General features: G+C 74.5%; 13 protein-coding genes. 3 read left to right on the top strand and 10 right to left on the bottom strand.

What is annotated here, in order from left to right:
• The first annotated feature begins 171 nt into the window (after window positions 1–171).
• Complete coding sequence (locus tag ACFWZ5_RS21120; protein WP_384792851.1) at window positions 172–1,215, top strand: Ppx/GppA family phosphatase; 1,044 nt, start codon at window positions 172–174, stop codon at window positions 1,213–1,215.
• An 89-nt stretch (window positions 1,216–1,304) separates the two neighbouring features.
• Here the strand turns inward: ACFWZ5_RS21120 and ACFWZ5_RS21125 are convergent, their stop codons facing one another.
• The 10 genes from ACFWZ5_RS21125 to ACFWZ5_RS21170 all read right to left on the bottom strand — a co-directional run bounded on the left by ACFWZ5_RS21125 (window position 1,305) and on the right by ACFWZ5_RS21170 (window position 20,454).
• Window positions 1,305–2,507, bottom strand: coding sequence for a Rieske 2Fe-2S domain-containing protein (locus tag ACFWZ5_RS21125; RefSeq protein ID WP_384792854.1), 1,203 nt, complete (start codon window positions 2,505–2,507; stop codon window positions 1,305–1,307).
• A gap of 73 nt (window positions 2,508–2,580) precedes the next feature.
• Complete coding sequence (locus ACFWZ5_RS21130) at window positions 2,581–5,349, bottom strand: PEP/pyruvate-binding domain-containing protein (protein WP_384792857.1); 2,769 nt, start codon at window positions 5,347–5,349, stop codon at window positions 2,581–2,583.
• On the bottom strand, window positions 5,346–6,443 hold the full coding sequence (locus ACFWZ5_RS21135) for an SAM-dependent methyltransferase (protein WP_384792860.1): 1,098 nt from the start codon (window positions 6,441–6,443) through the stop codon (window positions 5,346–5,348). Before ACFWZ5_RS21135 ends, ACFWZ5_RS21130 begins: the two co-directional genes overlap by 4 nt.
• Window positions 6,431–7,303 carry a thioesterase II family protein gene (locus ACFWZ5_RS21140; RefSeq protein ID WP_384792863.1) on the bottom strand — a complete coding sequence of 291 codons (873 nt, stop codon included), beginning with the start codon at window positions 7,301–7,303 and terminating at the stop codon, window positions 6,431–6,433. The genes ACFWZ5_RS21135 and ACFWZ5_RS21140 overlap by 13 nt, the downstream gene beginning before the upstream one ends.
• Window positions 7,304–7,357: 54 nt before the next feature.
• A complete protein-coding gene (locus ACFWZ5_RS21145; RefSeq protein WP_384792866.1) occupies window positions 7,358–15,232 on the bottom strand; it encodes an aminotransferase class I/II-fold pyridoxal phosphate-dependent enzyme in 7,875 nt (2,624 codons plus the stop codon).
• A gap of 11 nt (window positions 15,233–15,243) precedes the next feature.
• The gene (locus ACFWZ5_RS21150) at window positions 15,244–16,914 is read right to left on the bottom strand and encodes an amino acid adenylation domain-containing protein (RefSeq protein WP_384792869.1); all 1,671 of its coding nucleotides are present in this window, start codon (window positions 16,912–16,914) and stop codon (window positions 15,244–15,246) included.
• Between the two features lie 5 nt (window positions 16,915–16,919).
• Complete coding sequence (locus ACFWZ5_RS21155) at window positions 16,920–18,818, bottom strand: aminotransferase class I/II-fold pyridoxal phosphate-dependent enzyme (protein WP_384792872.1); 1,899 nt, start codon at window positions 18,816–18,818, stop codon at window positions 16,920–16,922.
• Window positions 18,815–19,099 carry an acyl carrier protein gene (locus ACFWZ5_RS21160; RefSeq protein ID WP_384792875.1) on the bottom strand — a complete coding sequence of 95 codons (285 nt, stop codon included), beginning with the start codon at window positions 19,097–19,099 and terminating at the stop codon, window positions 18,815–18,817. The genes ACFWZ5_RS21155 and ACFWZ5_RS21160 overlap by 4 nt, the downstream gene beginning before the upstream one ends.
• Window positions 19,096–19,344, bottom strand: a complete 249-nt coding sequence (locus ACFWZ5_RS21165; protein WP_384792879.1) for an acyl carrier protein — start codon at window positions 19,342–19,344, stop codon at window positions 19,096–19,098. The genes ACFWZ5_RS21160 and ACFWZ5_RS21165 overlap by 4 nt, the downstream gene beginning before the upstream one ends.
• Before the next feature lie 78 nt (window positions 19,345–19,422).
• Window positions 19,423–20,454, bottom strand: coding sequence for a beta-ketoacyl-ACP synthase III (locus ACFWZ5_RS21170; RefSeq protein ID WP_384792882.1), 1,032 nt, complete (start codon window positions 20,452–20,454; stop codon window positions 19,423–19,425).
• 1,583 nt (window positions 20,455–22,037) lie between these two features.
• Here ACFWZ5_RS21170 and ACFWZ5_RS21175 point away from each other — a divergent pair.
• Both ACFWZ5_RS21175 and ACFWZ5_RS21180 read left to right on the top strand, forming a co-directional pair.
• A complete protein-coding gene (locus ACFWZ5_RS21175) occupies window positions 22,038–23,246 on the top strand; it encodes a beta-ketoacyl-[acyl-carrier-protein] synthase family protein (protein WP_384792957.1) in 1,209 nt (402 codons plus the stop codon).
• Between the two features lie 73 nt (window positions 23,247–23,319).
• Window positions 23,320–23,757: a DUF6041 domain-containing protein gene (locus tag ACFWZ5_RS21180; protein ID WP_384792885.1), complete on the top strand. Its 438-nt coding sequence runs from the start codon at window positions 23,320–23,322 to the stop codon at window positions 23,755–23,757.
• Window positions 23,758–23,763: the final 6 nt, after the last annotated feature.

Here is a 23,763-nt window from a genome sequence, read left to right on the forward strand (position 1 = left end):
GGCTGGATCTTGCCGCAAGATCCAGCCCGTCCGGCGTTTGAGGACGAGGCGCGGAGCGCCGATGAAGCGGGGTGCCAGGGGCGGCAGCCCCTGGTTTTGGGTGAAGGGGCGGGACTGGGGCGCCCCGCGAGGGTCGTGCGTGGCGTGGCGCGCCCTGGGTACTGACGGTGCATGCGAGTCAGCGTGTTGGATGTCGGGTCACGTACGGTGCGCCTCGTCGTGGTGGACGCGGACAGCGGGGCGCCGCTGCCGGTGCACACGGCCAAGTGGAAGCTGCGCCTCTACGAACGGGTGCGGCCGGGCGAACCGCTCGGCTCACGCGCCCAGCGGGACCTGGCGCAGGCCGTCGCCGCCGCGGCCGGCCTCGCCGAACGCTGGGGCTCCGCACCGCCGTTGGCGTTCGCGACCGCCGTCGTACGGGACGCGCCGAACCGGCCCGACGTGCTGCGCACCGTCCACGCGCGCACCGGTGTGCGGCTGTGCACGCTGCCCGGTGAGCTGGAGGCCGAGCTGACGTTCCTCGGCGCCCGGCGGTGGCTGGGCTGGCGGGCCGGGCCGCTGGTCCTGCTCGACCTCGGCGGCGGCTCCCTCGAAGTGGCCTTCGGGCGGGGCCGCCTGCCGGACTTCGCGGTGTCGCTGCCGCTGGGTGCGCACCGCCTGACGTACGAGCACTTCCCCGGCGAAGAACCGCCGTCCGAACAGGCCGTCAAGGAGCTGCGCCGCCAGGTGCGCCACCAACTGCGGGACGTGGCGGCCCGGATCCGCTGGGAGGGACCGCGCAGCGCCGTCGCGACATCGCGGACGTTCCAGCAGTTGGCGCGCCTGACGGGCGCGGCACCCGGGCGGCACGGGCCGTTCGTGCCGCGGACCCTCGACCGGTCGCGGCTCCGCCAGGCCCGGGACCGGCTCGCGGGCCTGCCCGCCGCCGAGCGCGCGCGGCTCCCCGGCATCTCGGCGCCGCGGTCCGGGCAGAGCCTGGCAGGGGCGGTGGTCGGGCACACGGCGATGAAGCTCATGGGGCTCAAGTCGGCGGCCGTCTGCCCCTGGGGGCTGCGCGAGGGCGTGCTCCTGCGCCGGATCGAGGACGGCGCCCAGTGGTGGGACGACCTGGGCGAGGACGGCGAGGACAGCACGGAGGGCGAGGGCAGGGAGAACGGCGAGAAGGGCGCACGGGCCAGGGCAACGCTCCGGGTCGCGAGGCTCGCGACGTCCTGACACTCCCTGCGGCGCACATACGGCCGCACCCCCCACCCACCGGCACGCACGCCCCGGCCCTCCGGCCGGAACCGGAACGTGCGCCGGTGTCAGGACGCGGACACCCCGACGCCTTTCGTGCGGGCCGGGGCCTTCCTGGCGGGCTTCGGCGTGCGGTCGCCCGTGGCGGTCCCGTGGCCGTTGCTGCCGTTCGTGGGGGCCGTCGGCGCCGGTTCCCCGGCGGCGTCCGGTTCCGGCTGCCGCGTCGCCGCGCGGGCCTCCGCCTCGGCTCGGGCCTCGGCCTTCAACCGGTCCCGCATCTGCAGGTACTTGGCGTTCATCTCGTCCACGGCGATGAACTTGTTGACGCCGCGCTCGCTGACCTTGGGCTCCTGACGGGCCATGATGTCGTTGTCCTGGCGGTCCTGCACGTACTGCTCCATCATCAGCGAGAGGCGCAGGATCAGGGGGCGCAGCGGCTTGACCGGGACCATCCACTTCAGCAGCGGATACTCGTAGAGCCGCATGATCGCCTGGGTGTGGTGCTCGTCGATGGGCACGAGCCAGGTCGTGACCTCCAGCAGGCCCTGCCGGACGTGCGTCATGCACGGGGCCTGGTAGATCAGGTCGAAGTGCCAGGTGTTGGAGGGGTTGCCCTCCTCGCACTGGTCGAAGGTGTTGCGGATGACCGTGCCCTCGACGTCCACGCGATGGTTGACGATCTTGTTGGCGGCGATGTAGCGCTCCCGGCCGTCGGTCCACAGCTTGCGCCAACTGCCGTACATGAACGTGTAGTCGATGATGTTCGCCCAGTGATCACGGTGCACGAACGTCACGTGGTAGAACTCGAGCAGGCTCTCGATGTAGCGCGTGTAGTGCACCGGCCTGCTGAAGGTGATGGTCTCGTACGGCCGCGGGTGCTCCGCGAGCTCGTGGGGCAGCTCGATCTCCGGCAGGCTCGCCCGCTTCTCGCCCCACCACAGCCACACCAGGTCGTGCTGTTCGCGCACCTCGTACGTCTCGATCCGCAGCGACGCCGGGATGCGGCCCTCCGTGCCGAGCGCCGGGACCAGGCGGCAGGCGCCCTCGGTGTCGTACCGGAAGCCGTGGTACGGGCAGGCGATCGAGTTGCCCACCAGGCGCCCGTCGGACAGGTTCGCGCCCTTGTGCGGGCAGCGCGCCGACTGACAGACCAGCTTGCCGTCGAGGTCGCGCCAGAGCACGAGCTCCTCGCCCAGGCGGCGCACGCCCGTCGGCTTGTCGCGTGCGATGTCCTCGGTCCGCAGGATCGGATACCACTGGTTGGGGATCACGCGGTTCCTCCTCTTCTCGCTCTCGTTTCCCTCTCGTTGTCCCTGTCGGCCGCGCGACGTGGCGTGCGGGGCCTCAGCCCTCCACGACCTCGACGACACCGGTGTCGCCGTCGACCATGACCATGTCGCCGGTGTTGATCACTTGCGTGGCGTACTTGGTGTTGACCACCGAGGGCACGTTGAACTCCCGGGACACGATGGAGCTGTGCGAGAGCATCGAGCCGATGTCCGTGACGACGCCCCCGGCGATGGCGAACAGCGGCGTCCACGACGCGTCGGTGTGCCGGGTCACGAGGATCTCGCCCGCCTGGAACTCGTCGGCCTGCCACACCAGGTCCTCCACGATGCGGGCACGCCCCACGATCCGCCCCGGGCTCGACCCCAGCCCCTCCAGGCGCGCGCCGTCCTTCACGGGCCGCACCGCCCGCGTGCTGTCGTGCTCGCCGACGAACGTCAGCGGCGGCTCCGGAAGGCGGTTGTGGTACTCGTGCACGCGCCGCCGCTCCTCGACGCGCGCCCGCGGGAACGCCTCGCGCAGCGAGAGCTCGCCGCCCACATAGCGGCGCACGTCTTCGAAGTCGAGGAAGGCGACCTCGTCCAGGGAGTGCAGGACGCCCTCGTCGACAAGCCGCCGCCCCACCTCGTACACGACGTTCCTGACCAGCCAGATCGACGTGATCATCGACATGCGGGTGGTCTCGCGCAGCTCGCTGCAGAGCGAGTACATCGCGATGACGCCCTCGATGGTCTTGCGCCGCGGCAGCGAGAGCTCCTTCAGGACCGCCCAGGTGTCGCCCTCCTGGCGCGCCCGGCTGCGGCCCATGATGTCGTCGGCCGTGAAGCCGTCGGCGGCGTAGCGGCGGATCATCTGGAAGAGGTACGACGGGTCGTCGATCCAGCGCTGGTGCGTGAGCTCCATCTCCTGGCGCCCCCGCGTGCCGTTGGCGCGCAGGAACGGCTCCATCTGCGCGTCCCAGAACGCCCGCCCGTCGGCGTCCTCGCGCAGCCGGTCCGCGACCTCCTCCAGGGGCGCCGCCTCGATGATCTCCATGACGCGCGGCCTGGCCTTCGCGGCCTGCGCGACGCTCCAGATCTCCTGCGCCGACGCCACCGTACGCAGGCTCGACATATCGGTCTTGATGCGGTTCTGGAGGTTGTCGCCCGCCGAGCCGAGCCACTTGGCGCACAGCTCCGTGAGGATGCCGTAGAACCCGAACGCGTTGATGTAGTACGGCATGTAGCCGACGTGCGCGTCGTGGAAGTAGTCCAGATAGCGGGTGAGCTCGGCGGCGAGGTCGCGGCGGCTCATCCGGGTCAGGTCAAGGCGCCGGGCGCGGTCGAACTCGTAGAGGCGGGTCGTGACCATGGCGCGGGCGCGGCCCTTCATGACCAGCATCTCGCGCGCCGTCTCGCGCAGCCAGTGCGCCGTGGAGAGCAGGTCCTCCATGCCGCCGGGGAAGGTGCCGAACGGGTTGGCGTACGTCGCCAGGTCGACCTCCTCGCTGACGAAGCGGCGCGTGAAGTGCCGCTGGTCGCGCGTGGGCAGGGCCTGGCCGAGCAGATACGCCGTGTAGGAGATGTTCAGATACACATGGCCCTGGAAGTAGCCCATGTGCAGGCCCACGTCCCCGATGTCGCGCACGCCGAGGGCCCGCGCGCAGTCGCCGTGCACATGGTCCTGGTAGTAGCGGGCGAAGCTCAGGCCGAGCGGCGACATCAGGCCGACGAAGATCTCGCCGATGTCCATGCGGGACCACAGCGTGCCGCCGCGCACCTCGTCGGGGACGGCCTCCAGGTGCCGGGGCAGATACGGGCTGTGGGCGCCCGCGGCGGCCTCGGGCCGCGGCTGCGTGGTGATCGGCCGCGCCTGCAGCAGGTGCAGCGCCCCGTCGCGCAGCGCCCACTCGATGTCCTGCTCGCAGCCGTAGCGGGTGCGCACGTCGAGGGCGAGCCGGGCGAGGGCGGCGAGCTGGTCCCCCGTCAGGCAGGGGGCGTCGCGGTCGGCGGCGTCGACCTTCGTCATGCCGATGCGGCCCGGCGCGATCGGCGCGCACTTGGTGACCTTGTAGCGCACGCGCTCCTCGACGACGTCGAACGTGCGGTCGTCCACGACGAAGAAGTCACTGGAGACCCTGCCGGACACCAGGCCCTCGCCGAGCCCGCAGCAGGCCTCCACCACCAGGCGGTGCGGCCGGCCGCCTACGGGATCGACGGTGAACAGGACGCCGCTGACGTCCGCGTCCACCATCTCCTGCACGACGACGGCGATGGCGTCCACGGCCCCCGGCTCCGCCCGGTACGCGGCGGCCCGGTCCGACCACAGCGACGCCCAGCAGACCTTGACCGCCTCCAGCAGCGCCGCGTCGCCCGCGACGTCGAGGACCGTGTCGTGCTGGCCCGCGAAGGACTGCCCGGCGGAGTCCTCGCGCACCGCGGACGAGCGCACCGCGACGCGCGGCCGGCCCAGGTCCTCGTACGCCGCGACGACCGTGCGGGCGATGGGCTCAGGGATGTCCCGGGCAAGGATCAACTCGCGTACGACGGAGGCGGGTTCGGCGCGGGCCTCGGCCGCGCGGAGCTCGGCGCCGACGCCGCTCTCGCGCAGGAACGCCTCGAAGAGGCCGGTGGTCAGACAGAACGCGGGCGGCACCGGAAGGCCCGCCTGTGTCAGCTCGTCGAGCCGGGCGCCCTTGCCGCCGAGCTCCTCGGGCGCCGCCGTGTGCGGGCGGCCGAGGACGACGACCAGGTCGGCGTGCGGGGCGGTGGTGGTGGGGGCCGGGGACTCCTCCGTGCTCTGCGTCGCCTGAGTCGTTTCCGTCGCCTTCGTCGTATTCGTCGTCACGACGCGGCCTCCTCGGGGTGCGTGTTGGTGCCGGTGAACGCGCGGAACGGCTGGCCGGGGACGGGACGCGTGGCCCGTACGTCGTCGAACCCGGCGGCGCGCAGCTGGCCGAGCAGCTCGTCCTCGCGCGGCAGCGGCCCGCCGAACCCGGCGTACTCGAACCACAGGTTGAGCACGTCGAGGCCGAGGACGCCGCCGCCCCGGCACGACGAGGTGAGCAGGAGGGTGCCGCCGGGGGCGAGGAACGAGCGGACGCGGGCGAGGACGTCGGCGCGCTCGTCCTCGGGGAAGTAGTAGATGTTGTTGTGCAGCGTCACCACGTCGAACTGCGGCTGGAGCTCCAGGGTGCGCAGGTCGGCCTGCCGGGTCTCGACGCGGTCGGCGAGGCCCCACTGCGCCATGTTCTTCGCGGCCCGCTCGGCGACCTCGCCCTGGAGGTCGACGGCGAGGGCGGTCAGGCGCGGGTTCAGCTCCGCCGCGTACCGGACGTAGGCGCCGCTGCCGCAGCCGACCTCCAGGAGCCGGACGGGCGCCGTGCGCGGCAGTGTCCTGCCGAGCGCCTCCTCCACCATGCGCCGCACCACGAGCGAGGAGCGGGCGATGACCAGGCCGTCCTGGTCGGACAGGTCGAAGCGGCCGCCGTCCGCCAGCATCCGCGGCGCGTCCCGCAGGGCCGGCACGTGGAAGCGGAGGAGCTCCTCCAGGGTCGCGGCGACGGCGTCGTTGCCCGGCCTCGCGAGCGCCTTGGCGGTGCGGCTGCGCAGGCGGTAGCAGCCCTCGCCGCGGCTCAGCTCGCCGAGGCGCACGCCGATCTCCAGCCACGCGCGCAGGCGCTGCCGGTCCTCGGGTGCGGCCCCGATCCGCTCGGCGATGCTCTCCAGGTCGCACGGGCGCGTCGCCATGCAGCCGAGCACGCCGGAGCCCGCGGCCGCCGCGAGGAACGACGCCCGGTACAGCGGCGTGAACAGGGTGCGGTTGAGCACGAGCAGCAGCGGTATCCGCGGGTCCGTGACGATCCGGGCGACGGCGAGCGCGTCCGTGAACGGCTCCTGCGCCCGGTCCTTGACGGCCCTGGCCAGGCTCAGTAGGTCCATGAGGGTTCCTTCTCCTCGGTGCTGCGGGTGAGTTCGGTGCGCAGGTCGCGCAGGAGGGGCTGCCGTCCGGTTCCGGTGAGGAAGAAGTGGTCGCCCGCCACGTGGCGGCGCAGCAGCGATGCCCTTGTGTACGCGCGCCACGCCTCGACGAGCGGGGCGGGCGCGAGCGGGTCACGGGTCGCGGAGTACGCGGTCATCGGGCAGTCCAGGGGGCGGCGCGGCCGCCAGCGGTAGCGCTCGCACGCCGTGAGGTCGGCGCGCAGCACGGGAAGGCGCCGCTCCAGGTACGCGCCGCCGACGCGGTCCCCGGGGTCCAGGGCGCCCAGGTCGTGGACGAGGCGGCGCAGGTCGGCGTCGGCGAGCGTGTGGTCGGACCGGTCGCCGTACAGGTGCGGCGCCCGGCTGCCGGACACGAACAGATGGCGGGGCTCCGGCTCCCCGCGCTCGCGCAGGGCGCAGGCCACCTCGTACGCGAGCAGCGCGCCCATGCTGTGCCCGAACAGGGCGTAGTCGTGGGCGAGTCCGGCCGCGAGCAGCGCGTCCGTCAGGTCGGTGACCAGCGCTTCCAGGTCTGTGTACGGCGCCTCGCCGAGCCGCGGCCCACGGCCGGGCAGCTGCACCGGCACGACCCTTATGCTCCGGCCCAGGAGGCCCTGCCAGTCGCGGTACACGGACGGGGTGCCGCCCGCGTAGGGGAAGCAGATCAGGCGTGGCGGGGCGGCGGTGGCGGGGGCGGGGCTCCGGGCGCCGTCGGGACTCCGTCCGGTGTCGGGGCCCGGCTCGATGCCGGGGTCCGGTGCGAAGCCGGGGCCGGAGAACCAGGCGCGGGCCGGCGCCGTGGGCCGCTCGGTGAGGTGCACGGGTGGGGTCCTCTCGATGAGCGGGAGCGGGAGCGGGGAGGCGGGGGGAGGTGGTCAGCGTGCGACGTGGGCGCGGCCCTCGGGCGAGTCGAGCCAGTCGAGCGTGAGCCGCACCCCCTCCTCGAAGCCGACCTCGCTCTTGAAGCCGAAGTCGTCCCGGGCCCGGTCGGTGGCGTACGACTGGTCGCGGTCGAAGAGGTGCACGGCGTGGCGCGTGAGCACGGGCCGGGACTTCACCCGCAGCGCTCCGTAGACGCCCTCCGACAGGGTCGCGACGCCGCGCGCCACCGGCGCGGGCAGGCTCAGGCCCGGCGGCTTCACGCCGAGGCCGCGGGCGAGCGCCTCGACGTACTCGCGCCAGGTCGTGCGGTCCGGGTCGCGCAGGTTGTACGTACCGCCCGCGGCGGCCTCCGACGCGCAGGCGGCGATCATCGCGTCGGCCGCGTTGCCCACGTAGAGCAGGCCCGCGGGGACGTGGCCGCCGCGGATGTACACCATCTGCCTGGCAAGCAGGAGCGTCGCGATCTCGATGACGAAATCCTTGCTGCGCGGGCCGTAGACGCTCACCGGCCGCACCACCGTCAGCGGGATCCCGGCGCGGGCGGCGGCCGCGCGCACCGCCTGCTCGCCGAGGAGCTTGCTGCGGTTGTACGGCAGGCCGATGTCGCGCGGCGGGGCGCTCTCGTCGCACGGCCGCACCGGATAGCCGTACACGTCGGTGGTGCTGACGTGCAGGAACCGCTCGACCGTGCCCGCGTGCCGCGCCGCGTCGACGAGGTGGCGGCTGCCGTCGACGTTGACGCGCCGGAAGTCCTCCCAGGGGCCCCAGTCCGCGGACAGGCCCGTGCAGTTGTAGACGTGCCGCACCCCGGCGGCGGCGCGGCGCAGGCTCGCCGGGTCACCGAGGTCGCCCACCGCCACGTCCACGTCCACGCCGTGGAACCCCGAGCGGTCGCTTCCGTCGCGCACCAACACCCGTACGTGGTGGCCCTGTTCGGCGAGGCGCCGCGTGAGGTGCCCGCCGATGAAGCCGCTCGCCCCGGCGACGAGGACGTCGGGCGCCGCGACCCCCGAGGACGCGGGGGCGCGTTCGAGGGCCGGGGCGGACTCGGTCGCGGCGCTGGAGGAGGCCGTTCCCCGCGCCGTGCGCGCGTCCGCTCCCGGCCCGGTCCGGGAGGTTTCGTTGCTCCGCTGCTGTGCTGCCATGGCTCGTCCCAACAGGTCGAGGGCGTGGTCGAGTTCGTCCGGGGTGTGGTCGGCGTTGATGAAGAAGCGCAGGCGGCACTCGTCGGGCGGTACCGCCGGATGGCCGATCGGCATGACGTTCACGCCGAGGCGCAGCAGCGCGTTCGACAGGGCCATGGTCTCGGCCCAGCCGCCGATGACGACCGGGACCACCGCCGACGCCCGCGACACGCCGATGTCGAGCCCGCGGGCCCGCGCCGCGTCGCGGAAGTGCTCGGCGAGCCCCCGCAGCCGGGCCACGCGCTCCGGCTCGTCCCGGATGACCCGCAGCGCCTCCAGTGCGGCGGCCGTGTTCGCGGGCGAGATGCCGGTGCTGAAGATGTGCAGCGGCGCCGTGAACTTCAGGTACTCGACGATCGGCTGTCGCGCCGCCACATAGCCGCCGAGGCTGCCGACGGCCTTGCTGAGCGTGCCCATCCACAGGTCGACGTCGGCGCGGTCGACGCCGAAGTGCTCGCCGATGCCGCGGCCCGTGCGGCCGAGCACCCCGAGCGAGTGGGCCTCGTCGACCATGAGGACGGCCCCGTGCCGCCGCTTGACGTCGATGAACTTCGGCAGGTCCGGCAGGTCGCCGTCCTGGCTGTACGCGCCCTCGACCAGGACCAGGGCGCGCCGGGCCCCGGACCGCGACGCGCTCAGCATGCGGTCGAGGGCGCGCCAGTCGTTGTGCGGGAAGGGCCTGCGCCGCGCGCCGGACAGGACGCTGCCGCGCACCGCGCTGTCGTGGATCCACTCGTCGTGCAGGATCAGGTCGTCGGGCCCGAAGAGGTGCCCGATGGTGGCGACGTTCGTGGCGTGCCCGCCCGCGAAGACGATCGCCGCCTCGGTGCCGAGGAACGCGGCGATCTCCGCGTCGAGCTCGTGGTGCAGCGGCGTCTCGCCGAACAGGAGCGGCGTCGCCGAGCACGACGTGCCGTACCGGTCGACGGCGGCCTTCGCGGCCGCGCGGACCCGCGGGTGGTGGGACAGGGCGAGGTAGTTGAAGGCCGAGAAGTTCAGGACGGTGCGTCCCTCGACGCGGCACCGGGCGCCGTTGTACGTCTCGTGCGTGCGGCCGTACGGGTTCGCCCCGTCGGCGGTGGCCTGCCGCAACCGGCCCTGGAGCTCCACGTATTCGGGCCACTCCTCGAAGACCCGCTCTTGGGGAACGGGGGCCCGCGCCGGGGCTTCCTCGGGGAGCGGCGCGGCAGGGCCCGGTCCGGCGCCGTCGAGCAGGTCCATCAGCTGCCCGACGGTCGGGTCGTCGGGCAGCCGGTCGCGGTTGCCGTTGAGCCGGTCGGGGAACCGCCGCGCAAGCGCGCGCTCCAGCTCCTTGCGCATCAGCGAGTCGAAGCCGAGGTCCATGCCGAGCCGCGCGTCGTGCGGGATCTGCCGCGCGTCGTATCCGCAGACACGGGCGACGTGGGCGACCACCTCGTGCCGTAGCGGGGACGGCTCGCGCGGAGGGGCGGGGGCGGGGGCCTGTGGTGCGGCTGCCTGCGGTGCGATGGCCTGCGGTGCGATGGCCTGCGGTAGGGCGTTCTCCGGTACGGCCGTCTCCGGTGCGGCGTTCTCCCGTACGGCCGTCTCCGGTACGGCCGTCTCCGGTACGGCTGCCTCGGGCGCGGCGGTCTGGGGCGCGGGCGCTTCGGGCGCGGGTGTCTCCTCGGGCGGCGTGAACCAGTACGGCTCCCGTTCGAGCACCGCGTGCGGCACCGGCACGTGCGGCGTCCTGCGGCCCTCGTCGAGCGCCGCCCAGTCGACGTCACCGCCCGCACAGTGCAGCCGCCCGAGGGACTGGAGCAGGGAGTGCCAGTCACCCGTGTCGCGCGCGGCACCGGCGCGGACGCGGCGCAGCGACGGCAGCCACAGCGGTGGCCGCTCGCCGTCCGGGGGCGCCGCCGCGCGGGCCAGGCCGAGCAGCGTCGGGTGCGGTCCCACCTCCACGAACGCCGAGCAGCCGAGGCGGCGCAGGGCCGCGAGGCCGTCGGCGAAGCGGACCGTGCCGAGGAGATGGGCCGCAAGCGCGTCGGCGTCGACGCGGTCCACCGGCTCGCCGGTGGCGTCCGACACCCACGGGATCACCGGCTCGGCGAACCGCACCGCGCGCGCGGCCGCACGCAGCGGCTCGACGGCGCCCGCCATCAGGGGCGAGTGGAAGGCGTGCGACACGGCGAGCGGCCTGACCGTCACCGACCGCTCCACCAGCTCCGCCCCCGCCCGCTCGACCTCGCCCCGCTCGCCGGAGAGGACCAGGTGGGTGGGGGAGTTGACGGCGGCGACCGCCAGCGTGCCGCACCCGTCGGCGACCGCCCGCACCGCGTCCGCGTCCCCGACGCAGGCGATCATCGCGCCGTCGCCCGGCTGTTCGTCCATGAGCCGCCCGCGCACCGCGGCGAGCGTCAGCGCGTCCTCGAAGGACAGCGCCCCCGACACGCACGCGGCGGCGTACGCGCCGACGCTGTGCCCGAGCACGGCGGCGGGCCGCACCCCGAGCGACTGCCACAGCTCGGCGAGCGCGACTTCGAGGGCGACGAGCGCGGGCTGGCAGTACCGGGTGGAGCGCAGCCGCTCGGCGCCCGCTTCGGCGAAAAGGAGCTCCGTGAGCGGCACGCCGAGGTGGGGCCGCAGCACCCGGTCGGCGCGGTCGACGCTCCGCGCGAAGCCGGCGTGCGCGTCGTACAGGCCCTGCCCCATGCCGGTGTACTGCGCGCCCTGGCCGGTGAACAGGAACGCCACCTTCGGCGCGGGCCCGTGCCCGGTCACGCCGCGCACCACGGCCGTCGACGCCTCACCGCGGGCGAGGGCGGCGAGCCCGGCGTCCAGGGCGGCCGCCGACCCGCCGACGACCACCGCCCGGTGTGCGAGGCGCGCGCGGCCCGTGTGCGCGGCCCGGCACAGGTCGGCCAGGGGCGGGTCGGCGTGGGCGGCCAGATGGGTGCGCCAGTGCCGGGCCAGGGTCGTCAGGGCGGTCGGCGTGTGGCCCGACAGGCACAGGGCGTGCACCGGCCGCGCGGGCGCGGGCTGCGCGGGGAGCGCGGGTTCGGGCGGGGACTCCAGGACCACGTGCGCGTTCGCGCCGCCGAACCCGAACGAGCTGACCGCGGCCCGCACCGGACCCTCGCCCGCGAGCGGCGTCGGGCGTGTCGGTACGTGAAGTCCCGCTCCGTCCCAGTCCAGTTGGCGGTTCGGCGTGTCGAGGTGGAGCGTCGGCGGCACCGCGCGGTCCCGTACGACGAGCGCCGCCTTGATCAGGCCCGCCACGCCCGCGGCCGCCTCCAGGTGCCCGATGTTCGTCTTGACCGAGCCGACCAGGCAGCGCGCGCCGTCCGGGCGGCCCATCCCGTACACGGCCGCGAGGCCCTCCCACTCGACGGGGTCGCCCAGCGGGGTCCCGGTGCCGTGCGCCTCGACGTAGTCGACCTCCTTGCCGCTCAACTCCGCCTGGGCGAGGGCCCGTTCGATCACCTCGCGCTGGGCCGAGCCCCGCGGCGCGGTGAGGCCGTTGCTGCGGCCGCCGTGGCCGGTGGCCGAGCCCTTGATGACGGCGTGCACGCGGTCGCCGTCGGCGAGCGCGGCGGACAGCGGCTTGAGCAGGACGAGGCCCGCGCCCTCACCGCGTACGTAGCCGCCCGCCGCGTCGTCGAAGGTGCGGCAGCGGCCGTCGGCGGACAGCATGCCGCCGTCCGCGAACGCCACCGAGAGGCCCGGCGTGAGCATCAGGTTCACGCCGCCCGCGAGCGCCAGGGAGCACTCGCCGCGGCGCAGCGCCGCGCACGCCAGGTGCACGGCCGTCAGGGACGACGAGCACGCCGTGTCCAGGGCCAGGCTCGGGCCGCGCAGGTCGAGGGCGTAGCTGAGCCGGTTGGCGGCGATGGCGTGCGCGTTGCCGGTGGCCCCGTGCACGTCGACGGTGTCCAGGCGGCCCATCTGCAGCTCGGCGTAGTCGTGGCTGCTGATCCCCGCGAACACGCCGGTGGCGCTGCCCGCGAGCGACGTCGGGTCGAGACCGGCGTCCTCCAGGGTCTGCCAGGCGACTTCGAGCAGGAGCCGCTGCTGCGGGTCCATGCGGACCGCCTCGCGCGCGGAGAGGCCGAAGAAGCGCGCGTCGAACTCCTCGACGCCGTCCACGAACCCGCCGTACGCGGGCGCGTCGACGCGCCGGGCGTCCCACCGCCCCTGCGGCACCTCGGTGATCGCGTCCCGGCCGTCCCGCAGGAGCCGCCCGTAGCTCTCCGGGTCGGGCGCGCCGGGGAAGCGGCAGCCGATGCCGATGACGGCGACGGGCTCGTGCGCGGGCCGGCCGTCGGGCGTGCCGTCGTCCTCGGGGGCGGCGGCCGGGGTGGTCGCGAGATGCGCGGCGATCGCGCGGATCGTGGGGTGGTCGAAGACGACGGACGCGGGGATCTCGCGGCCCGTGCGCGCGCCCAGCTCCCCGAGGACCGCCACGGCCTGCCTGGAGTCGAGGCCCAGGGACGCCAGCGGCTTCGTCGGGTCGACGGCCGCGGCGGGCAGGCCCAGGCGGTCCGCGACACGCGCGGTCAGCCACGCCTCGACGGTGTCGGACGCCCACGCCTCGCCGGCGGGCGCCCGGTCCGCGAGCAGGTCGACGAGGGTCGCGACACGGGGCCGTACGAGCAGGTCACCGACCGGCAGCACGATGCCGCAGCGCCGCTCCAGGTCCCGGACGACGGCGAGAAGGCGGGGATAGTCGAGCCCGAGCTCGGCGAAGGAGCGCTCCATGGCGCCGGTGGTATCGGTGGTTTCGTCGAGGTGGTCGCGCAGCACCTCCGCGACGGCGGCGGGCCCCAGTGCCCCGGGCGTGGCGGACCTCGCGGTGCCGGGGCCCGGCGGGCGGTTCTCCGGCGTGTCGCGGGCCACGCTCGCCGCCACGACCTTCAGGCCGAGCCCGAGGAAGTCCTTGCGGCAGGCCTGGCGCTGGATCTTGCCGCTGGTCGTCCGGTGGACCGTGGACCGCTTGAGCAGCACGACGGCGTGCGGCGCGACCTCGTGCTCCTCGGCGATCGCGGTGCGCAGCCGGGCGAGCAGCTCCGGCGCGTTGTCGGGGCGCCGCCCGTCGATCTCGTACGCGACCACCAGCTGCTCGGCCCCGTCGACCTCCACGGCGAACGCCGCGCCGCAGCCCGCGCGGACGGCCGGGTCGGCCCGCTCCACGGTGAGCTCGATGTCGTGCGGGTAGTGGTTGCGGCCCCGCACGATGACGACGTCCTTGGTGCGGCCGACCACGTGCAGCTGTCCGGCGCGCTCGAAGCCCAGGTCGCCGGTGCGCAGGTACGGCGTGTCGCCCTCGCCCGCGACGCGCGCGCGGAACGTCGCCTCGGTCGCGTCGGGCCGCCGCCAGTAGCCGCGCGCCACGCTGCCGCCCGCGATCCAGATCTCGCCGACGGTGCCCTCGCCGGTGACCCGGCGCCCGGTCGCGGCGTCCACGACCGCCACGTCGAGGCCGTCGACCGCGGGGCCGCACCCGACGACCCGGGTGACCCGGCCGCCGGTGGCCGCTGAGCCGGTGGCCGCTGCGGCGGCGGCCGGTGTGGCGGTGCCCGCGCCGAGCGCCGCCGCGTCGAACTCCCCGGTGACGGGTGCCTCGTCGGCGCGTACGCCCGTCACCATCAGGGTGGCCTCGGCGAGGCCGTAGCAGGGCAGGAGCGCCGCGCGCCGGAACCCGCACGGCGCGAACCGCTCCACGAACCGGTCGAGCGTGTCGGCGCGCACCGGCTCCGCGCCGTTCAGGGCGAGCCGCCAGTGGCTCAGGTCGAGCCCGGCGCGCTCCTCGTCGGTGATCCTGCGGACGCACGCCTCGAAGCCGAAGTTGGGGGCGACGCTGGTGGAAGCGCGCGTCTCGGACAGCGTCCGCAGCCACAGGAGGGGCTTGCGCACGAACGACATGGGCGCCATCAGATGCGCGGGGAACCCGCCGTACAGCGGCGACAGGATGCCGCCGATCAGGCCCATGTCGTGGTACGGCGGCAGCCACGACACCATCGCCGACGCGGTGTCGTGGGCCAGCCTGCGGTGGATGGAGGCGAGGTTGTGCAGCAGGTTGCCGTGGCTGACCATCACGCCCTTGGGCGCGGCCGTCGACCCGGAGGTGTACTGGAGGAACGCGAGGGCGTCACCGGTGACGTCCGGCTCGCGCCAGTCCCGCGCGTCGGGGCCGTCCGCCGCGTCGCGGCCGCCCGTCACCAGCCACCGCAGGCCGCCGAGCCCCAGCGCGGCGAGCTCGTCCTTGCGGCCGCCCGCGAACCGCGAAAGGCCGCCCGTGGTCAGCGCGTGCGTCGCCCGCGAGTCCCGCGCGATCGCCGCGAGCCGCGGCATGGTCTGGCCGAAGCGGCGGGTGTCCGGCGGATACGCGGGCACGGCGATGGCGCCCGCGTACAGGCAGCCGAGGAACCCGGCGAGGTAGTCGAGCCCCGGCGGATGCAGCAGCAGCACGGGCTCGCCGGCGACCCCCTCGGCCTGGAGCAGCGCGGCGACGCGCCGGGCGCGCAGGTCGAGCTCGGCGAAGGTCCACGCGTGCTCGCCCCTGCCGCTCTCGGGGCCCTCGGGCCTTTCGGCGTCGTCGGTGCCGTCGGTGCCGTCGAGGAAGCGGTACGCGAGCGCGTCCGGCCGGTGGGCGGCGTGGTGGCGCAGCAGCGCGACCATGCTCTGCGGGGGCTGAGGGGTCTCGGTCGGGCCTTGGGTCATGTACGTCTCCGTCACTCGCCGGGCACGGCCCGCGGGGTTCGGGCGGGCGCGGGTGCCGTGCCGCCCAGGCGGTGGTAGTCGGTCTTGCCGTTGGCGTTGTGCGGCAGCTCGTCGAGGCAGGTGGCGGTGCGCGGCAGCATGTAGCGGGGCAGGTGCCGGGCGCAGTGCCGCTTGAGCTCGACGAGGCCGGGCCGCGGGGTGCGGCCGTTGAGCGTGAAGTACAGGGCGATCCCGGTCTCGCCGCCGCGGGTCTCGGCGACGACGGCGGCCTGCGCGATGCCGGGGTGGCGCAGGACCGCCGCCTCGACCTCGCCCAGCTCCACGCGGTATCCGGCGAGCTTGACCATGCGGTCCTTGCGGCCGCGGTAGACCAGGCTCGCGCCCTCGTACCGGACCAGGTCGCCGGTGGCGTGGCGGCCTTGACGGTGCCCCGCCGACGCGGGCTCCGACTCCCGGCGCCAGTACCCGGGCGTCACGCAGTCGCCCTCGACGACGAGTTCACCGAACGCGTCGGGCCCTTCGACGACACGGCCCGCGTCGTCCACGACGGACACCCGGGCGCCGGGCAGCGGCGTGCCGATCGGCACCGGCTCGTGCCGGGACAGGTCGGCGAGGCGGACGCGGTGGTACGTGCAGACGTTGGTCTCGGTCGGCCCGTACAGGTTGTAGAGGTCCACGTCGCCGGGCAACAGGGCGGCGAGGGAGCGCAGTTGGGCGATCGGGAACACCTCGCCCGCGAACAGGACGTACCGCAGGCCGCGTACGGTGTCGGCGGTGAGCGCCCCCGACACGGTGAGCAGGTGCAGGACCGACGGCACCGAGTACCAGACGCTGACGCCGTGCTCGCGGATGCCCGCGGCGAGCGCGCCCACGTCGCGGGCCTGCTCGTCCGGCACGATCCACACGGCCGCGCCCACCGACAGGGCGGTGAACAGGTCGAAGGTCGACAGGTCGAAGTTGAACGACGCGTGGCCCGCGAACACGTCGTCGGGGCCGACCGCCAGCTCGTCGCGGGCCCAGCGGATGAACGCCGCGAGGTTCCGGTAGGTGATCCGCACCCCCTTGGGCGTGCCGGTCGAGCCGGAGGTGTAGAGGATCGCGGCCAGGTCGTCGCGCTCGAGCGGGGGCAGCAGGACGACGTGCCCGGCGGCGGACGCGGTGAAGGAGGCCCAGTCGTGCGGGGGCGCGGCGGGCGCCGCGCCGTCGTGGGCCGTGGGCTCCTCGTCCGCGGGTTCCTCGTCCGCGACCACCACGGCCCGTACGGAGGACGGCAGTTGACTGCCCTTGAGCAGTGCCAGATGGCGGCGGTCCGTGAACAGGACGACCGGCTCGGCGTCCGCGAGGATCGTCGTCACGCGGGCCACCGGCTGCCCGCCGTCCAGCGGCACGTACGCGCAGCCCGCGTGCAGCGTGGCGAGGATCGCCTCGGCGTAGCGCGGCTGTTTGTCCATCCAGATCGCGACCCGGTCGCCGACCTCGGCACCGAGCCCGAGCAGGCCGGACGCGAGGCCCGCGACGTGCGCCGCGAGCTCGCCGTACGTACGCGGCGACGGGCCCACGAAGGCGGGCCGCGCGGCCTGTTCGGAGGATTGCGGCCACGGCTTGCGGATCAGGGTGACGTCGGAGAGGCCGGTGTGGGGCGGAGCTTCGGTACGGGCCGTCGGGCCGGTGTGGGTGGTCATCGCGCTCACCCCGCCGACGGCAGGACGCCGGTCTCGCGGGCGGCCTCCACGAAGATGCCCGCCGCGGTCTCCAGGTCGTCGCGCGTGTGCTCGCACGTGACGCTGACCCGCAGGCGCGCGTCGCCGAGCGGCACGCCGGGGAACACCACCGTCTGGCAGAACAGGCCGCGGGCCCGCACGGCCCGGCCCATCTCGAGTGCCTTGCGCTCGTCGCCGATGACGAGCGGCAGGATGGCGCTCTCCGTGTTCTCCAGGTCGAAGCCCGCGTCGACGAGCTGCCGGTGCAGGAAGCGGATGTTGGACCAGAGTCGGGCGACGCGCTGCGGCTCCGCCTCGATGACGTCCAGCGACGCGATGAGGCCGGCGGCGACGCCCGCGGGGATGTTGGCGGCGAAGACGTAGGAGTTGGCGTAGAAGCGCAGGTACTCGACGACGTCCTCCTCGCCGACGACGAAGCCGCCCATGCCGGCGAGGGTCTTGCTCATCGTGCCGAGCTCCAGGTCGACCTCGCCCTTGAGGCCGAAGTGCTCGGCGGTGCCCGTGCCGCGCTCGCCGAGCACGCCCGTCGCGTGGGCGTCGTCGACCATGACGCGGGCGCCGTACTCCTTGCCGAGCCGGACGATCTCCGGCAGGTCGCAGAGGTCGCCGTGCATGCTGAACACGCCGTCGGCAACGATGAGTCTGCCCGCTGACGCGTCGTCGCAGCGCTTGAGGATGCGCTCCAGGTCCGCCATGTCGTTGTGCTGGTAGATCTTGCGGACGCCGCCGGAGAGCCGGGCGCCGTCCACGATGCTCATGTGGTTGAGCTTGTCGACGACGAGCGTGTCGTAGCTCTTCACGAGCGCCGAGATCGTGCCGAGGTTCGCCGCGTACCCGCCGGGGTAGACGATGCACGCCGGGCGGCCCTTGAACGCGGCCAGGCGCCGCTCCAGCTCCTTGTGCAGCATGTTCGTGCCGCCGATGAAGCGCGATCCGGTGTGCGTCGCGCCGAACGTCCTGGTGGCGTCGCAGACGGCCTCGATCACCTTCGGGTGGTTGGCGAGCCCCAGGTAGTTGTTGGAGGCGAACATCAGGAACTCGCGCGTGCGGCCGGTGAGTTCGTCGAGGATCCGCGCCCGGTTGCCGCACCGGGAGTGCAGCGGCATGCCGTACCAGTAGAGGTGCGCGGCCTCGCGCCCGCGCAGGTACGAGCGGAAGCTGCGGGTCTTGGCGAACAGGTCGGCGTCGCGCTCCTCCACGAAGTCCTTCATGGAGCGGCCGTCCCAGCCGGGCGTGCCGTTCGCCGGGGGCGTGCCGTCCTCGACGGGCGCCTCGGCGGGCGTGCCGTCCTTGGTGGGCGTGCCGTCCTCGTGGAACGGGCGGAGTTCGGCGATCAGGGCGCGCAGCGTCGGCGCCGTCACCGTGCCCGCGAGATTGTCGGGCAGGCCGAGCGCGCGGGCGCAGTCGGCGACGATCGACACGAGGACCACCGAGTCGACGCCGAGCTCGCCCTCGAAGTCGGCGTCCAGGGGGAGCTGTTCGCGCGCGTACTGGGTGTGGCGCATGGCCGCGCCGACGACGGCCTCGACGAGCGGGTCGCCGGGGGCCGGGTCGCCGGGGGCTGGATCGCCGGGGGCTGGATCGGAGACACGGACAGGGGCGGGGGCCGGGGGCGGGGCGTCCGCGAGGGCCCGCTCGACCGCGTCGACCAGCTCGCCGATCGTCGTGAGCCCTGCGGGCAGCGCCGCGTCGAGCGCGAAGCGCTCCCGCACGGTCGCCAGGATGGACTCGAAGATGACGGAGTCGATGCCGAGTTCGGCCTCGAAGTGGCTGTCGGGCAGCAGGTACGACTCGTCGTACAGCGTCCGTGAGGCCACGATGTCCACGATCCGGCGGTGGACGGTGCCGTCCGCGATGTCGGTCATCGCACGCTCTCCCCTTCGGCGGCTTCCTTGACGGCTGCCGCTGCCCGCAGCCGTTCGACGAGTGCGGCGATGGCGTCGACGGTCCGGAAGTTCGCCGGGGAGATCTCCTGGAGGGGAACGGTGACGCGGAAGTCGCTCTGCAGGTAGTGCACGAGGTCGAAGATCCCGGCCGAGTCGATGATGTTCAGCTCGGCGATGGGCAGGTGGGCGTCGAGCCCCTCGGCGTCGCCGTCGAGCCAGACGTCGGCGATGTAGTTGATGATCGACTGCTCGGTGCTCATGGGCGGCTCTCCAACAGGCCCTGGCTCTCGATGAGCTCGGCGACCGACGCGACGGTGTCGCCGGGCGACGCCGCGTCCTCCGCGACGTCGACCTCGAACTCGGACTTGATGACCAGCAACAGCTCGACGAGGAACAGCGAGTCCATGTCGAGGTCCTCGAACTTGGTGTCGGGACCGATCTCCGCGCGGTCCACCTCGAAACGGTCGACGAGGAGGTCGACCAGCCTGTCGTACGTCGCGCTCATGTGGTTCTCCTGCTCTCTCGGGCTCTCTCGGGCTCGGGACCCCCGGGCCGGGGCTCGGGACACGGGGCTCGGGGCTCCTCAGGTGCGGTCGAGCCGTGGCCAGGTCAGCACCGTCGACCCCCAGGTGAGCCCGCCGCCGAACGCGGTGAGCAGCACGCGGCCGCCCGCGGTCAGGACGCCGTCGGCGTGCGCCTGGTCGAGGGCGAGCGGGATGGAGGCCGCGGCGGTGTTGCCGACGTCGGCGATGTTGCTGAAGCAGCGCTTGCGGTCCACGCCGACCTCGTCGGCCACGTGGTGGGTGATCCGCAGGTTGGCCTGGTGGCCGACGAGGTGGTCGACGTCGTCGGGCCGCCACCCGGCCCGGTCGAGCACGGCACGCGCCGACGCGGACATCCGCAGGACCGCGTGCCGGAACACCTCCTTGCCGTCCATCGCGAAGTACCGGTCGGTGTCCCGCGGCGCGACACCGGAGAGACGCTGCCGCGAGCCGCCCGCGGCCACCGTGATCAGGTCCTCGCGACCGCCGTCGCTGCCCAGGTCGAAGGGGCCGAGCGCGCCCGGCTCGGCCGGGTCGCCCGCCCGCAGCACCACCGCGCCCGCGCCGTCACCGAAGATCACCGACGTGGAGCGGTCGTCGGGGTTCAGGAGCGTCGAGAAGGTCTCGGCGCCGATCACCAGGACGCGCTGTGCCGCGCCGGCGGCGATGAGTCCGGCGGCGCTGGCGAGCGCGTACACGAAGCCCGTGCACACCGCGGACACGTCGTACGCGGCGACTCCCGTCAGGCCGAGCCGCGCCGCCACCGCGGGCGCCGTCGCGGGACACGGCCGGTCGGGTGTGGTGGTGGCGAGAAGGACGGCGTCCACGTCGGGGCTGCCCGAGGACTTCAGGGCCTTGGCGCCCGCGCCGACGGCCAGGTCGGACGTGGCGGTGCCCGGCGGGGCGAAGTAGCGCTGCCGGATGCCGGTGCGCGAGCGGATCCAGGCGTCGGAGCTGTCGAGCCGCGCGGCGAGCTCGTCGTTGGTGACGGCGGTCGGCGGCAGGCAGCCGCCGACTCCGGCGAGGACCGCGGCCCGTGGCAGTGGCGGCTGGCTCGGTGGGGGTGCGGTCACGCGGGCTCCTCGGTCTCGTCAGTCCCGCCCGCTGCGCGGACGGCAGGACGTTGGTGCGCACACCGAGTCTCGCGGGCCGCCCTGACGGGACGCGGTCACGCACGCTGACGTCTCGCTGACGGGGCGCTGATCGGGGTGGGGTGGGGGCGGGTTGGGAGTGTTGGGGGGTGCGGGGGTGGCTCGGGCGGTTCGGGGGCGGGTGGGGGCGGGTGGGGGGGGCGTTGAGTGTGTGGGGTGGCTTGGGGGGCGTGGGGGTGGCTGGGGATCGTTGGGCGTCCGGGGTCGGCCTGGGCCGTCCGGGGTGGCCAGGGTCCGCAGAGCGTCCGGGGTGGCCAGGGTTCGCCAACCGTCTGGGACTGTGCTGGGCCCTCCGGGCGCGGCAGGGGACGCCGAGTGAACGGGACCGGCAGGGGCCGCCGAGTGTCCGGGACCGGGTGGGAGCGCCGAGCGTCCGGGGTCGCCAAAGCCCCGCCGCATTCGGGACAGCCAGGGCCCACCGAGCCCCAGGACTGCCGAGCGTCCGGGACTGGGAGGGACCACCGAGTGTCCCGGGTTGCCGGGGCGTTGCCGACCGTCTGGGACCGGCAGGGGCCGCCGAGTGTCCGGGACGGGGAGGGAGCGCCGAGCGTCGGGGGTCGCCAAAGCCCCGCCGCATCTGGGACGGCTAGGGCTCGCCGACCCTCAGGACTGCCGAGCGTCCGGGACTGGGAGGGACCACCGAGTGTCCGGGGTTGCCGGGGCGCTGCCGACCGTCTGGGACCGGCAGAGGCCGTGCCGTCCGCTCGGGGCCGCTGGGGCGCCGCCGACCGTCCGGGGTGGCCATGGTTCGCTCACGGTTCGGGACCGGCAGGGTCCGCCGTGCGTCCCGGATCGTCGGGGCGCTGCCGAGTGACCTGGAGCGCCAGGGCCCCGCCGAACATCTGAGGTGGCCAGGGGGGCCGTCCATCCGGGACCAGCAAGGACTGCCGACCGGCACGGACTGGCAGGGACGCCGGTCGTCCGGGCCCCGCCAAGTCCCGCCTCTGTTCGGGCCTCGGCAAGCTCCGCTCCTGTTCGGGCCCCGCCAAGTCCCGCCTCTGTCCGGGCCCCGGCAAGCCCCGCCCCGTCCGCGACCCGCCGCCCGTCCCCGCCCCGTCCGCGACCTGCCGCCCGTCCACGCCCCGCCGGGACCCGCCGACCGTCCACGCCCCGCCAGGAACCGCCCGGGCCCCCGCCCGGAGCACCCACGCACCCACGCGGTCGCGCGGTCAGCCATCGGTCAGCGTCCTGCGCGGTGGCCGGTCAGGAGTGCACCGCAGACTCGACCCCAAGCGACCGAGAGGTGGGGCGCATCCCATGAGCGTGATGTACGGCAGGCCGGCCGCCGTCCCGGTGCCGGTGTCATGACGGCGCGTACACCCGGCGACCGCCCGAGCCCCCAGCCCGGAACCCGCATCGGCCCTCGTACGGGCGCCGACACGGGCGCCCACACCGGCACCCGTACCCGCGTCGGCGCCGACACCGGCGCCCCCTCCGCACGCCCTGCCCCCTCCGTAACTTCCGCACCTGCCCCGGCACCCACCCCACCCCCACCCCCACCCCCCATAGCCGTCACCGGCATCGGCCTCGTCACCGCCGCCGGCATCGGCGTGGACGCCACCTGGGCGGGCGTGTGCCGCGGGGAGTCCGCCGCGGCCACGGACCCGGGGCTCGCGGGGCTGCCCGTGGACATCTCCTGCACCGTGCCGGGGTTCTCGCCCCGTCACCACGTGGGCAGGCGCAGCGCGTTGACGCAGGACCGGTTCATCCAGCTGTCCGTCGCCGCCGCGCGAGAAGCCGTCGCCGACAGCGGGCTCGACCCGCGCACGTGGGACGGCGCACGCGTCGGCGTCGTCGTCGGCTGCGGCCTCGGCGGGGTCGCGACCTGGGAGGCGCAGCACCGGCGCATGCTCGGCGACGGACCCACGTCGGTGTCGGCGCTGCTCATCCCCATGCTCGTACCGAACATGGTCGCCGGACACCTGGCCATGGACCTGCGCGCCACCGGACCCAACTTCGTGACCGCGACGGCCTGCGCCTCCGGAGCCACCGCGATCGGCACCGCGCTGCAGCTGCTGCGCGACGGCAGCTGCGACGTGGTGGTCGCCGGAGGCGGCGAGGCCGGGGTGACCCCGCTGATGGTGACCGGCTTCGCGCAGATGGGCGCGCTGTCGCGGCGCTGCGACGAACCGGCCGCCGCGTCCCGGCCCTTCGACCGGGACCGGGACGGCTTCGTCATCGGCGAGGGCAGCGGCATGCTCGTCCTGGAGCGGGCCGCGGACGCCCGCGCGCGCGGCGCCGCCGTACGGGCCCGGATCGCCGGGTACGGGGCGTCGGCCGACGCCCACCACCTGACGGCACCGGACCCCCAGGGCACCGGCGTCCTGCTCGCCCTGCGCACGGCCCTCGCCCGCGCGGGCGTCATGCCGGACGAGGTCGACCACGTCAACGCGCACGGCACGTCGACGCCGCTCAACGACGCCGCGGAGGCCGCCGTGCTGCGCAAGTTCCTCGGCGAGGGCGCCGCGGTCACCTCCACGAAGGGCGTGCTCGGCCACACCCTGGGCGCGGCCGGCGCGATCGAGGCCGCCCTGACCGTGCTCGCCGTCCAGCACGGCACGGTCCCGCCGACCGCCAACCTGCGCCACCAGGACCCCGACGTCGAGCTCGACGTCGTCACCGGCGCCCCGCGCGAGCGGCCCCTGGAGGTCGCGGTCAGCAACTCCTTCGGCTTCGGCGGCCAGAACGCCGTCCTGGTGGTGACGTCCGCGTGAGGCGGGGAGACGCGTCGTGCGACGACCGGAAACAGCCGGGCGCCCCGGCCCCGGCGGCGGCAGACTCGGACCCGTGTCCGGCAGGGATCTGCTGCTCCAGCGCACCCTCGGCGTCCTCTACGTCCTCGCGGGGCTCGCCAAGTTCTTCCCGCGGATCGAGTCGGTCGAGGACCGCCTCGACGAGGCCGCCGACGCCAACGACGGCATCGCCGTCCTCGGCCCGCTCAGCGCACGGCTCGCCGACCACCCGGGCGCCGTCGCCGCCCTCGTCGCCGTGGCGATGGCGGCGAGCGGAGCCGTCCTGGTGGCGAACCGCGGCCGGCGCCTGGTCGTCGCCGCCCTGTGGGCCCAACTGGCCCTGCTCGGCTGCTTCGTGGCCTTCCTCGTCACCAGCGTTCCGCAGATCCTCCTCTTCGACGCCGCGTTCTTCGCCGCGGGCGTCCGTCTCCTCCGCGCCCACCGCGCCCGTCGCGCCGACCGCGCCCCCCGCACCCGCCGGATACGAGAGTGAGGGCAC

Origin of the sequence: Streptomyces sp. NPDC059003, from assembly GCF_042740445.1 — a bacterium.
Taxonomy (GTDB): domain Bacteria; phylum Actinomycetota; class Actinomycetes; order Streptomycetales; family Streptomycetaceae; genus Streptomyces.